Here is a 13,813-nt window from a genome sequence, read left to right as displayed (position 1 = left end):
CATTTTTTATGTCAGAAGAAGAGCTGAATAATCGTGACACAGAGTCAAAGCAAGAACATGATGAAAACAATTCTAACTTTGAAGCAGGGTCAGCACACATGAATTTACCGGTTCTACCTCTTAGGGAGGTTATCTTTTTTCCCGGTGATTACCTTCCAATATTTATAGGAAGGAAAGGATCTATACAGGCAATGGATAAGGCACTGGCGGAAACATCTGAAAATACTGGAAGGATGCTCTTGATTGCACAGAAGAACCCAAAAAAGGAAATTCCAGAAGGTAAGGATTTGTACGAGGTGGGTGTCATAGCAAAAATTGCTGAACCAAAGATCAATCTCCAAGATGGCGGTGTCAAGCTCATGGTAATTGTTGAGTGTCGTGCACGCGCTGTGAATTTCAGAAAAAGCGAGGGAGTACTTGAAGCCGACGTCCTTCCAATAGAGGAGGAGGAAAGCGACAACGTGGACATAGAGGCATATCGAAGGGCAGTCGTTCAGAATTTCGAAAAGTGCGTTAAGTTGAGCGAGACAATTCCAGATGAAATCATTGGACTCCTCTCTCAAATAGATTCCACTAGCAGAATAGCGGACTTGGTAACTGCAAGTATAAACCTGAAGCTTAGTGTAAAACAAGAAATACTCGAAACTGTAGACCTCTTAGAAAGGATAAAAAAAGTCCATGCCCTCCTGGAGAAAGAGCTTGGAGTATTGCAGGTAAAACAGCAGATTAAGGAAAAGACAGAGAGTCAAATTAAGAAATCGCATAAGGTATACCTACTTAATGAACAACTGAAAGCAATTACCAAGGAACTATACGACAAAGAAGGTGAAGAATATGATGAACTTGTCGATCTAGAGAAAAAAATAGGAAATGGTAAGCTCTCTGCAGAAGCAAAAGAAAAAGTTTCGAAAGAACTAAAAAAGCTCAAGAACATGGTGCCCATGTCTGCTGAAGCAACTGTGGTTCGTAATTACGTAGACTGGATCATTTCCCTTCCTTGGAAAAAGAAGGGTAAGATGATTACGGATATTGCAGCATCAGAACGAATTCTAAAAGCGAGCCATTACGGCATAGAAAAGGTCAAAGAGCGCATTATTGAATACTTGGCTGTGCAAAACCGTACGAAATCGTTTAAGGGCTCCATACTGTGTTTACTTGGTCCTCCAGGCGTTGGAAAGACCTCGCTTGCTAGCGCGATAGCGGAAGCTACTGGCAGACCGTTTGTTAGGATGTCACTCGGCGGAATAAAGGATGAATCTGAAATTAAAGGTCATAGAAGGACTTACATAGGTGCAATGCCAGGAAAGATAATCCAGCATATGAAAAAGGCAAAATTATCTAATCCTGTCTTCCTTCTTGATGAAATAGATAAAATGTCTTCGGATTTCAGAAGCGATCCTGCTTTTGCACTTCTAGAAGTGCTAGATCCAGAACAGAACGCACACTTTGTAGATCACTACTTGGAAGTTGAATACGATTTGAGTGATGTCATGTTCGTTGCAACTGCAAACAGCTTAAATATGATTCCCGCATTGTTAGATCGCTTGGAAATAATACGTCTGGAGGCCTATTCAGAAGAAGAAAAATTACAGATCGCGGAGCACTATCTCATCGGGAAACTGCAAAGGGAACACGGTTTGAAAAAAAGCGAGTGGAGCATTTCCAAGGAAGCACTGAAATTACTCATACGTCGTTATACTCGTGAAAGCGGAGTACGAAATTTGAAGAGAGAGCTTGCAAACCTGATGAGGAAAGCTGTCAAGAAGTTAGGTGTGCAATCTGGTCTTAAATCTATAGAGGTTTCAGTTAAAAATCTGAAGAAGTATGCCGGCGTAGAAAAATATACTTTCGGTACTGCAGAACCGGAAAATTTAGTAGGTATGACTACGGGTCTTGCTTACACACAAACCGGAGGGGATTTAATCATGATAGAGGCAGTCTTACTCCCAGGAAAAGGCGAGATTCGTTCTACGGGAAAGCTTGGAGAAGTAATGCAAGAATCTGTCCAAGCGGCTTATAGCTTCGTCTGCTCAAATTGTAACAAGTTTGGTTTCACATCGAAGTTCTTTAAAAGCAAGGATGTGCACCTTCATGTACCCGAGGGTGCAACTTCAAAGGATGGTCCGTCTGCAGGGGTTGCGATATGCACTTCTATCGTCTCGGTGATGACTGGAATTCCAGTACGCTCAAACGTTGCAATGACTGGAGAAGTGAGTCTCAGAGGAAAAGTAATGGAAATTGGTGGTCTGAAGGAAAAACTTCTAGCGGCTGTGCGTGGTGGTATAAAAATTGTCCTGATACCAGCAAGCAATGAAAAGGATTTGGAAAACATTCCAAAATCGGTGAAAAACGCTGTGAGGATCATTCCTGTCTCCACCGTATCAGAGGCACTAACGTTCACTCTTGCCGAGCAACCAACGCCACTTGCGGTTGACGTCTGGCCAGATATCCCGTTGTCTTCGACACAACAGTCAGAACAAAGGGTATAACCTCCAGATCAGGTTTCTTTTGTGCTAGTTAAGTTCTCCGAAACTAGTCCTTGCTTGTTTTGAACGGTTGTTTCTGCACCAATTATGTATTAACAAGCAAACTGTAGATGGGAATGCGGTAGCATCTTGAGTGTAAATATATCTTTTTTATCCTACCTTCAAAGTCCTACTGGACTAGAAAGGTTTAGACTTTTCTACTACAATTGCGCGTAGTATCATCATTTAGATGCCCAATGACAACTTTTTCTTCGGTAGAAAGGCTAAATGAAGCCTTAGAGCGTGAATTGTTAGCAATAAATCAGTATTTTATTCACTCAAAGGTTCTGAAGGATATGGGCCTCCTTAATTTATCCGAGGCTTTGAGGAGTCGTTCTATTGGAGAGATGCATCATGCCGATGCGCTACTTGAGAGAATATTTTCCTGTAAAGGAAATCCGAAAGTTTGTTATAAAGAAATGGGCACATGTCCAAGAAGTGTAGAAAAAATTTTTGAAAAAGACCGCGACCTCGAACTGGAAGCCATTTCTTCATACAGGAAGTCGATCGCGCAATTCGAGCAAAACGAGGATTTCGTGAGTTCGGCACTAATGAGATCTCTTCTACAAGACGAAGAAAAACACTTGGAGTGGTTGGAGCAGCAATTATCTTTAATTCAAAGCCTGGGAATCCAGCAGTACCTGGTGAAGCACGGTTGAAGGCTGAGTTCTCTTGGTCATGCTGAAAATAATTGAGGAGAGAGGTTATTTTTTCCAGTGTACGGACAGAGAGGCATTAGAGCATCGTCTACATTCAGGTGAAAAGCTTGTCTTCTATTTAGGTTTTGATTGCACAGCATCTGCTATACATCTGGGACATCTAGTACCGCTGATGCTGATGCGCTTGGTAAAGAGCTATGGACACGAAGTAATAATACTACTCGGCGGTGGTACTACTCTCATAGGAGATCCATCTGGAAAAGACAAATCCCGCAAAATACTTTCCAGGGAAGAAATAAATAGGAATGTTGATACCATCAGCAAAATCGTGAAGCGGGTTGTAGGAGATGTGCGGTTTGTTAACAATGTTGACTGGCTAGAAGACATTAGATACATAGATTTTCTCCGAAACGTGGGACGTCACTTTTCTATAAACAGAATGCTCACCTTTGATAGTGTGAAAAGTCGTTTAGATCGTGAGTCTCATCTTAGTTTTTTAGAATTCAGTTACATGATACTTCAAGCTTACGATTTCGTTGAATTAAACCGCCTGTATAACTGCAGTGTACAAGTAGGTGGAGGAGATCAGTGGGGCAACATAGTCAATGGTGTGGAATTGGGAAGAAAATTGAGAAATACACAGTTGTTTGGTTTGACCGTACCATTGATCACAACCGCTTCAGGAAAAAAAATGGGCAAAACTGAAGAAGGAGCCGTCTGGTTAGATGCAGATCTATACTCGCCCCATGATTATTGGCAATATTTCCGGAATACTGAGGATTCGGATGTGGAAAGATTCTTACGACTTTTTACTGAGCTACCAATCGATGAGATAGAAACTCTTTCGGCGTGTGATGATGCTCAAATAAATGAGGCAAAAAAGGTGCTAGCCACCGAGGCAACTAGAATATGTCACGGCAGTGTGATTGCAGAAGAGGTCAGCACAAGTATAATCAAGGCCTTTGAAGAAGATGATCTGTCTCAGTTACCAGAAATAAGGGTTCCACATGGTGCAAACATAATCGATGTAGTCATTAGGATCGAAGCTGCTTCCTCTAGAACTCAAGCAAAAAGATTGATAGAGTCAGGTGCAGTTAAAATAGATAAGAAAAAGATACTTACCTACAACCTCGACTTGCCGGAGCAATTTGTTGTGAGTGTTGGAAAAAAACAGCGCAATATTATAGTGACATAACACACCTCCTGTGATAGATAGTGGGACCATGTCCATTGGATCCTCGCTTTATCTGCTTCTCACTGCGACGTGCGCCAGAATCTCCTCCCACTGCTGCCGGCTAGGCGGGATCACAGAAAAAGACTCCCTGGAGAACATCCCCACACGCGATGTGCTTATCACTGCCATACTTACCTTATCTACCAAACATCACAAAAGCCGAACCATAATTGTCATTAACTTTTCCCTTTAACCTAATGTCTTATAGCAGGAGGAAGAATATACACAAGAACCTATCCAAGCTACTACCGCCACAGCAAGCAATATATAAATACTATAAATACGAATCATCAATCACCTTGCTATCAAGGATTAATCTATCTCTTTAAACTCTTGGTTTGTATCTAGAAGAACAATAGTCTCTTTTGAGTTATCTTCTTTATGAATTATATTCAACTTATTCGTTTCAAGATTAATAAAAACAAAAGCGGGCAGTGCCATAAGGTCCATATGCATTATGGCTTCCTCTAGAGAAAGCTGCCTAAGATGAATTTTCTCCTCTTTAACCAGAATAGCCCTTGGCCCTTGTGTTTCATACTCATGATGATGTAGAGCAAATTTCATGCTGCACTTGGCCTCTGATTTATGCTCCTTTAACCTATCTTTATATCGACGCAACTTTAATAATATTTTTGAAAAAGCACTATCAAAAGCTAGATACGGATCATGAGACTCGCCACTTGCTTTAATTAGCGATATAGGGCTATTTACGATCACATCTACGTGAAAGAAGCGTCCTTCCTTAGAAAGTGAAACACGAGCACCCACAGCTTGTACGAGATGTTTCTTCACACTAAAAAGAATCCGATCAGTGATATACTCAGATAAGCTAGAACCTAAATCAAAACCATGCCCAGAAACTGTTACTTTCATCTCTAAAAATACTCAACTCAAAGGGTAAGATTAGCAAAAAGATTACACCGCGGAAACCAAGCAAAAGTACACTTAGAATCTCTCCGGACACAAAAAAGTAATAATTTGAACACGAAGAAAAAGTGTGTCAGTGTCTTAAATACCACGCAAAAGTTTTCTCTCGGGACCTCGACGTCTTAATAAAGACTAGAAAATTGCACGCACCACGAAGGAGAATGGAATTCCTTCAAAAAGAAAAAACGAAACAAATAAGCACGGTAAACCGAGAAAGCGATATTCGATAAGACTGTAAAAACGAAACCTACAAAACACGATTAGGGTCTACTAGAAAAATCAAGATTTCTTCTTTACCCTGCGGATAAAAGCCGGAATCTCGAGCAACTCCATTTTTTTTTGCTCGTCAGATTTCTCCTCTCTCCACCCAGAAAAACCTTCCTCATCTAGATCCCCTGTCTCGCTCAATTCACTGTGATCTGGAGAAATTCCAGTGGCAACAACAGAGACCCGCACGACATTACTCATGGACTCGGAACAAGTAGAACCAAAAATTATATTAACATTCTCACTAGCCTTCTCTCTGACACAATTTGCGGCTGCATCTACTTCAAAAAGCGTCATATCCGGACCGCCAGTAATATTAATCAAAATACCTTTTGCATCTTGCACAGAAAGATTATCCAGCAACGGATTCGCTATAGAATTCTCAGCGGCTTTAACTGCCCTATTCTCGCCCGAAGCTTCGCTTGTCCCCATAAGAGCTTTGCCCATCTTGCTCATGACTGAACGGACATCTGCAAAATCAAGGTTAATATACCCTGGATTCACCATCAAGCTACTTATCTCTCTCACATGAAAATAGAGAATTTTATCAACCTCTTTAAACGCATCCGCAAATGTTGTTTTTTCATTCGCTATCCTGAAAAGATTTTGATTATTAATCACTATATAGGTATCCACTACCCTTCTTAACGCTTCAAGCCCAACCTCAGCTACCTTAGCCCTGCGAGCGCCCTCAAAATAAAAAGGTTTCGTCACAACTGCCACGACTAGAACTTTTCGCTCCATTGCCAATCTTGCTATCACCGTTGCTGCACCAGTACCGGTACCGCCACCCATACCGGCAGTGATAAATAGCATATCAGTGTCTTCTATAGCCTCAGCAAGCTCATTAATAGATTCTTCTGCTGCCTGCCTGCCGATCTCAGGTATGGATCCAGCTCCCAACCCCTTTGTGAGATTAGCCCCCAATTGAATTTTCACATCAGCAAGAGAATGCTCAAGAGCTTGTGCATCAGTATTCGCAGCAATAAATTTAACACCACGGAGACCGGAGTTAATCATATTATTGATCGCGTTACCACCTGCCCCGCCGACTCCGATAACCGCTATTTTCGGACAAAGCAAACTCTGACGCTGATTCTGTTCCAACGGTACAGATAAACGCAAGGTCATGTTCGGTTATACTATCCCAAGTTTTCTTCCATGCTTTTCCACATACTCTGTCACTTTCTTCATTGCCCGAGCATGTATCTGCCTAACCCTCTCTTGAGAAATAGAAAATTTCTCCCCAAGCTCTTTAAGCGTCCTAGGAACTGCACTTAGGCTCCTGGCAACAAAAATCTCTTTATGGCGCGCTTCAAGTGCCTCAACTGCCTCATAAAGCAACTGACTTTTCATCTGTCTCTCCTGTGTTTCTAAAAGAACAGCCTCCTGATTTGCCTCTGGAAAAGGAACGAGATCGTGAACCTCCGAACTATCATCCTCGCCCAACTGCATATTCAGAGAAACATCCCGAGCATTTAGAATCCTTTCCATTTCCTCTACATCATTTTTTGATACTGCAAGAATTTCTGAAATCCTTTTCACCACCTGGTTCTCATCCAGACCAGCAACACTACCAGAATTCTTCAACTTGCGCAAATTAAAGAAGAGTCTCCGCTGAGCAGCAGTCGTACCAATTTTCACCATGGACCAAGACCTTATGACATACTCATTTATAGCAGCTTTTATCCACCATATTGCATAAGTAGCGATTCCATGCCCGAGTGTCGGGTTAAAATTTTTTATAGCCTTCATCAGACCAATGTTTCCCTCGGAAGCAAGATCCATAAGAGGAAAGCCATAATTTCTAAATCGTACAGTCACCTTAACTACCAGCCTCAAATAGGCCTCAACAAGCCTCTGAGCCGCCGAAATATCCCTGTGAACAAACCACCTATCTATAAGCTCGCGTTCTTCTTCCTCCTGCAGTATCGGAATTGCTAAGATCTTCCGTGCATAGGCATCAAACTCAGAATTATCAACGGGTAATAAGAGCTCTCTCATGCAAACAACAGTAAAAACTAAGAGATTATAGCATACCTACCTCATGATTACATTCTGCTTATAATGATTTTTCTATCCGCTGACAAAAAGGGAAGTACGTGTAACTCAGCTTGATCACAACACTACCAGATGATCTACATATTCCCCATAAAATCTACGGCGGTATAACTCTGAAGGTACTTTTTGTTCCATGGAAATGACTCTTTTTCCTCAAAAACACAAGAATAACGCCGCTAAAATTCGAATAGCGCTCTTTAGGTATAAACCGGGCTTGGACATGCAAACACATCCGTTTAAGTAGTGCATGTTATAAGGCAAGCCAGCAGACACGACAGAGCTTTATACCTATAACTATGGTGCAAAATCACCTACACAATGCTACCATAACGCTTGATTTTCTTAATCTCCTAGGGTGCAGCAAGAGTATATTATTCAATTCTTTATCAAATTAATAAGCACTTTAGTTTAATATTTGAAATACGTAATATAGTACACTAGAGCAATGCACAAGCATCTCCCCTCCTCAGACAGATTGGTCGCGATTTCGCTTCTTGTGCCTTCTTCGCTGGCCCTGCTCCTGGCTGTAATCTTGCAATATGGATTTCATTATTATCCCTGTACCCTTTGCATATATGAAAGATGGCCTTATTTTATTAGTATGATAATAGCCATCGGACTTCTTTTAATGGAAAACGGAAATCGCTTTCTCATCTACTTTGCTGTGGCATCACTTTTTTTAGGCACACTGATAACGCTCTACCACATAGGAATAGAGAAGCACATTTTCACCATGGCAGAAAATTGTGCTACCACATACCATGATACACTTGATATTGCTAATCTATATGAACAAATTGCCACAAATGAAATAGTACGTTGTGATAATCCACAAAAATTACTTGGAATACGTTTGACTTATTTAAATCTGTTGTATTCTCTAGGGAGTGCACTTTTGGTAATTTTTGCGTGTATTAAAAATGAAAGCCGGTCCGCTAATTGAGAGAATATTAAGAGTAAACCATGCAGGCGAATCAGCTGCTGTGTATATTTACAGAGGCCAATTGCGTGGCCTTAAGAATAATCCAGAGAAGAGAGAATTGATTTACGAGATGATGAAAACCGAACAAAAGCATCTACAGTTTTTTCATTCTCAAATTATTCAATTGAGGGCTAGGCCAACTATTCTGTTGGGAGTTTGGAAAGGCATTGCTTTTGGAGTGGGATACCTAAGTGCTAAGGCGGGCATCCAAGTTGCAATGTCTTGTACCGCTGCAATTGAAGATACAATAGATAGACACTACCAAAAACAAATAAAGTTTCTCACAAAGGTTAAACCAAACGAGCCTCAACTCTTGGAAAAAATCGTGCAATTTCACCAAGAAGAAGTTGAACATAAAGACATAGGGTTGGCAAATGAGGCAAAAAAAGCACCATTTCATTCCATCATCACAGGAGTTGTAAGTCTAGGTTGCAGAGTTGGGATTTTCATCGCAGAAAAAATTTAGGTATATTCTTTTGCAGTTGTACACCCCTCTTCGAAGTGGCGCATTCTATTGCAGCGAGATTTGTGAGGGAACTAAAATGTTTAGCATCGCAGATTAGCGGTTCACGCGGTTGTATAGTTATGTCGCATAGCAAAAAGAGGTTAATAGTTCGGTACATAATCATGAATTAACAGAACTCACAATTGGGAGAAGATCTACTAAGCTTATGGTCACAGACATAAAAATACATTCAGAGAAAGATTTTGAATCCATGAGAAAAGCTGGCCACTTAGCCGCGGAAGTACTGGATTACATTACCGATTATGTAAAACCAGGTGTTACAACTGATGAACTAAACAAGTTATGTCACGAGTTTATAGTTGCTGCAGGTGCTATTCCGGCACCATTGCATTACAAAGGCTTTCCAAAATCGATATGCACCTCAAAAAATAATGTTGTCTGTCACGGCATCCCAGATGCTGTACCCCTAAGAGATGGAGATATACTCAATATAGATGTCACAGTTATTCTGAATGGCTGGCACGGTGATACAAGTCGGATGTATTTCGTTGGAACACCTTCAATCAAAGCGGTGAGACTGTGTAAAGCCACTTATGAAGCAATGATGGCCGGCATTGCAGTGGTTAAACCAGGCGTACCATTTAATGCAATTGGTCACGCAATAAGCACACACACCTCGCAATACGAATACTCAATAGTCCACCAATATTGTGGCCATGGTATAGGACAAACATTTCACGCACCACCAAATGTTGTACATTACGCATCGGATGAAAATAGCGACCTTATTATGCTACCTGGAATGTTTTTCACCATCGAGCCAATGATAAACGCGGGTAGAGCTAATGTAATACTCGATCGGAGGGATGGATGGACCGTTAGAACTAAGGATTTGTCCTTGTCAGCACAATTTGAACACACTATTGGAGTAACCCAAACCGGATATGAAATCTTTACTCTTTCACCAGCTGGATTACATACTCCAAACTTTTAGAGCTGTGAAACAGCTACACGTTAAATGTATTTCACGTCCCACCAGCGTGCAACACTATAATAAAGCACAGTTCTCAAAATAACGTGCGCGCACTTGCGTAGAAACTACGTTCTGCCATCAAGATATGTAAAATCCAACTCAGATGAAAATCATGCAAGCACGCGTAATGATGCAATCTTAGCGCCAAGATTTTTTCTATTAGAAAAGAGATACGACCCTGTAACAAGGGTCCCGGCACCAGCGGAGACTACAAGATTTGCTGTTTCGGCATTTATTCCACCATCAACAGCAAGGGTTACATCAACACCAAGTTCCACTATGCGACGTCGCACCAAACTCACTTTAGCAAGCTGGGATGTAAGAAAAACCTGAGATGCGAAACCTGGATTCACAGTCATGATCAAAACCGCATCTATCGAGTTGTATAGATATCTTAGTGCTTCCTCAGAAGTAGCTGGGTTTAACGCAACACCTACTTTGACAGACTGACTTTTTATTGCATTAACCATCCTATCCAAGTGAAAACATGCTTCACTGTGCACAAAAATGGTGTCCGCTCCTGCATTGATATAGTCCTGAAAAGTCTGCTCAGCATTCAGGATCATTAGGTGTACTTCAATAGGAATTGATGTGATTCTCTTTATTTGCTCTATTATGACAGGTCCAAAAGTCAAATTCGGCACAAAGTGCCCATCCATCACATCAATGTGAATCGAGTCGGCCCCTGACTCTTCTAACAGTTTCACATCAGAATGTAGATTTAAAAAATCAGCTGACAGTAAGGAAGGGGAGATCTTAATCATCCGATGCAAAGGATTAAACTAGGTAGATTCTAAAATGTACGTCAGGAAAAGCACAATTTCAAAGTTAAACAGTCACATATCGACACTACTGTACAACAACTACCACTATATTTATTTGTCACGGTAATCAGAAAGGAAAGATAAACGCTTTCAATATGGATTCCAGTTGCACACGCTATGCAAACAACGCCTTCTTTAAATTAATAACCTAAAGAATACCCCACACCGACCCAGTAACCCATATTGACTCATGAGAAACTCAAAAAATTTAAGAACAAATGATACGTACCATCCCTCACTAGTGTTTCACTCTGATCCTTTCATTAGAAAGGGAATTCTCAATGCTGAGATTCTTTTCCTTCGCTATTTCGGTTGCGCGACGGATAATCGCTTCTGGAATACCAGAAAGCATTGCTGTATGTATTCCATACGAATTATCACCTCGCCCAGGAACAATTTTATACATTAGAAGAACCTCATCTCGCCAGCGCTTTACTTCAATTGAGTAACATTTCATCCGTGGGAGTTTACTTTCCAGATCACAAAGCTCGTTGTAATGAGTTGCAAAAATAGTCTTACAGTTCACTGAGTCATGCAAATATTCAAGAACAGCTTGTGCGATTGAGATACCGTCTAGAGTAGACGTACCTCTCCCAACCTCATCTAAGATTACGAGAGATCTGCATGTCGCATTATTAACTATATTTGCTGTCTCCATCATTTCCACCATAAACGTTGACTTGCCCATGGCAATATTATCAGATGCGCCAATGCGACTAAAAACCCTATCTACAACACCGATGTGAGCAGAATCAGCTGGCACAAACGAACCCATTTGAGCAAGTATAGTTATCAATGCATTTTGACGCAGGTAAGTACTTTTTCCAGCCATATTAGGCCCAGTTAAAACACACACACGCTCTGCGGAGGTAAAAGCTAGATCATTTGGCACAAATGCATTCACCTGTTCTACAAATGGGTGTCTACCCCCAGAAATGCGCAGTTCGTTACTATTATCAACCTGTGGACGCACATATTTTCTTTGAACAGCAATCTCAGCAAAGGAAGCTATAACATCCAGTTCTGCTATTGCTGCGATCATTTCTTTCAGTGGACCCTCAGATGCAAGAATTTTTCCACACAGTTCCCTGAAAAGTTCCAATTCTAACTTTCTGTAGTTCTCGTTTGCTTTTGCTATCTGTGCCTCCAAATTCTGCAACTCAAGAGTTGTATAGCGTATATTGTTCAACAAGGATTGTCTGTGGATAAAAACTTCACTATCAAGAAGCGGCGCGGACTTAGGAACCTCAACATAGTAGCCTATAAGGTTGTTCTTACCCAATTTCAAAGAGTTAATCCCAGTATTCCTTTTGTATGTGTTTAACAAATCATTTATCACCACATCAGCGTTGGTGGATAACCTATTCAACTCTAGAAGTTTGGGATGATGTGTAGGATCTAGAAACGGGCCATCCACTTTTCTATTAGAAGTTGGTAAAAACGCAGTGCGCAAAGTCTCCATCAATTCATCATCTGGAGCACATTTGTCATATATGCTTCTAATATAACCATTCTCTAGGAAAGCAGAAAAACACTCAGCGAGTAATAGCGAACTCCTCATACAGGAATGCACAGCAAGACAATCAATTGGTTCTCCACGATTCAGTGCAATGCGCGACAGTGCTCGCTCTGCATCTGGAATGTTAGCAAGTTCGGTACGCACCTTTTTTCGCAACTCTTCTTGTATAAAGAAAAATTCTACCTTGTCTTGACGGGCTTGAATTTCTTCGACCGATATCAGCGGAGAAACGATATAGCTCTTTAGAAGCCTTTTACCTCCTGCTGTACACGTCTGGTCAATTACTTGCAGTAAACTATTCTTCTCACCTGGTGTTTGCGATTCGATTAACTCCAGACCTCGAATAGTTGATGCATCAAGCGCAAGATAGTAGCCCTTCTCGTATCGTTTTGGAAATTCTAACCGTTTTAGCTCCCCCATTTGTGTTGCACGCGCATAAGCAATCAGAGCACCACAAGCAACAATTTCGCATGGAGATCTAGCATCCATAAAACCCAATTGAAGAACATTATAAAACCCTCTCAATTCATTTGCGGCATAATCAAATTGAAAAAGGTTATTGGGACGTCTCGTTATATGGATGTTGTGTTGTTCTATAACTTTTCTCAGTTCTGAATCAATTGCATCTGGAAGTAATACCTCCTTGGGCTCAATTTTCGCGAGATAGCTTTCCAAAGAAGCTGGGTTGGCACTTGTGAAGACAATCTTCTTTGTAGAAATATCCAACCATGCCAGACCAATCTCATTCTTCCCAGGAGCAACACAGAGTAAATAGTTGTTCTCCCCACTCACTAGAAGATTATCCTCAGTAAGTGTCCCAGGAGTAACCAGCCGAACTACATCTCTTCTGACTATAGCTGTGGCACCACGTTTTTTTGCTTCCTCTGCTGTTTCCAATTGCTCACAAATAGCAACCTTACGACCTAGCTTTACTAATTTGTTTATGTAAACTTCACAAGAAGAAACTGGTACCCCACACATCGGAATATCTTTCCCCTTGTACGTACCCCTTCGAGTAAGATGCAACCCTAGTAGATGCGATACCTCGCGTGCATCTTCGAAAAACATCTCGTAGAAATCACCTACTCTATAGAAAACAACCGCATCTGGGTATTGGCATCGGACTTCCAAATACCGTTTCATCGCAGGCGGGAATTCTTCTGACATAAACAAACAAGACCAGTCCAAAATGAACAATTCTCTCTCACTAAAGCGGAGATTGCCAGAAGCAAATGTGCTTAAAGATAGATTAGTGACAGCAAGTAAAGGAGAGATACAAACAAGAACGCAGCGAGAACAGCAAACCTCGTATTCAA

At 41.1% G+C, this 13,813-nt stretch carries 11 protein-coding genes; 6 read left to right on the top strand and 5 right to left on the bottom strand.

Going from position 1 to position 13,813, the window contains the following annotated elements; all coding sequences use genetic code 11:
* Positions 1–8: 8 nt before the first annotated feature.
* The 3 genes from lon (at position 9) to tyrS (ending at position 4,379) form a co-directional block, all read left to right on the top strand.
* Positions 9–2,489, top strand: coding sequence for an endopeptidase La (gene lon, locus NSE_RS01440; RefSeq protein WP_011451742.1), 2,481 nt, complete (start codon positions 9–11; stop codon positions 2,487–2,489).
* Between the two features lie 233 nt (positions 2,490–2,722).
* The gene (gene bfr, locus NSE_RS01435; protein WP_011451741.1) at positions 2,723–3,184 is read left to right on the top strand and encodes a bacterioferritin; all 462 of its coding nucleotides are present in this window, start codon (positions 2,723–2,725) and stop codon (positions 3,182–3,184) included.
* A 19-nt stretch (positions 3,185–3,203) separates the two neighbouring features.
* Complete coding sequence (tyrS, locus tag NSE_RS01430; protein WP_011451740.1) at positions 3,204–4,379, top strand: tyrosine--tRNA ligase; 1,176 nt, start codon at positions 3,204–3,206, stop codon at positions 4,377–4,379.
* A 351-nt stretch (positions 4,380–4,730) separates the two neighbouring features.
* Here tyrS and hpf read toward each other — a convergent pair whose 3' ends face one another.
* The 3 genes from hpf to NSE_RS01415 form a co-directional block, all read right to left on the bottom strand.
* Entirely contained in the window at positions 4,731–5,291 is a 561-nt protein-coding gene (gene hpf / locus NSE_RS01425) for a ribosome hibernation-promoting factor, HPF/YfiA family (protein ID WP_011451738.1), read from the bottom strand.
* 333 nt (positions 5,292–5,624) lie between these two features.
* A complete protein-coding gene (gene ftsZ / locus NSE_RS01420; RefSeq protein ID WP_011451737.1) occupies positions 5,625–6,743 on the bottom strand; it encodes a cell division protein FtsZ in 1,119 nt (372 codons plus the stop codon).
* Positions 6,744–6,749: 6 nt separating this feature from the next.
* Entirely contained in the window at positions 6,750–7,616 is an 867-nt protein-coding gene (locus tag NSE_RS01415) for an RNA polymerase factor sigma-32 (protein WP_011451736.1), read from the bottom strand.
* Between the two features lie 502 nt (positions 7,617–8,118).
* On the opposite strand from NSE_RS01415, the gene NSE_RS01410 reads away from it, so the two are divergent.
* From NSE_RS01410 to map, 3 genes are all read left to right on the top strand, one after another.
* Entirely contained in the window at positions 8,119–8,616 is a 498-nt protein-coding gene (locus NSE_RS01410) for a disulfide bond formation protein B (protein ID WP_011451735.1), read from the top strand.
* On the top strand, positions 8,594–9,121 hold the full coding sequence (locus tag NSE_RS01405; protein ID WP_011451734.1) for a demethoxyubiquinone hydroxylase family protein: 528 nt from the start codon (positions 8,594–8,596) through the stop codon (positions 9,119–9,121). The genes NSE_RS01410 and NSE_RS01405 overlap by 23 nt, the downstream gene beginning before the upstream one ends.
* 205 nt (positions 9,122–9,326) lie before the next feature.
* The gene (map, locus tag NSE_RS01400; protein ID WP_011451732.1) at positions 9,327–10,115 is read left to right on the top strand and encodes a type I methionyl aminopeptidase; all 789 of its coding nucleotides are present in this window, start codon (positions 9,327–9,329) and stop codon (positions 10,113–10,115) included.
* A gap of 149 nt (positions 10,116–10,264) precedes the next feature.
* On the opposite strand, the gene rpe is transcribed toward map, so the two are convergent.
* Both rpe and mutS read right to left on the bottom strand, forming a co-directional pair.
* On the bottom strand, positions 10,265–10,918 hold the full coding sequence (gene rpe / locus NSE_RS01395) for a ribulose-phosphate 3-epimerase (RefSeq protein ID WP_041917489.1): 654 nt from the start codon (positions 10,916–10,918) through the stop codon (positions 10,265–10,267).
* Positions 10,919–11,216: 298 nt separating this feature from the next.
* Positions 11,217–13,640, bottom strand: a complete 2,424-nt coding sequence (gene mutS, locus NSE_RS01390) for a DNA mismatch repair protein MutS (RefSeq protein ID WP_227028970.1) — start codon at positions 13,638–13,640, stop codon at positions 11,217–11,219.
* Between the last annotated feature and the right edge of the window lie 173 nt (positions 13,641–13,813).

The organism is Neorickettsia sennetsu str. Miyayama (genome assembly GCF_000013165.1).
Classification (GTDB): domain Bacteria; phylum Pseudomonadota; class Alphaproteobacteria; order Rickettsiales; family Anaplasmataceae; genus Neorickettsia; species Neorickettsia sennetsu.
This window is presented reverse-complemented; position numbering and strand designations above follow the sequence as displayed.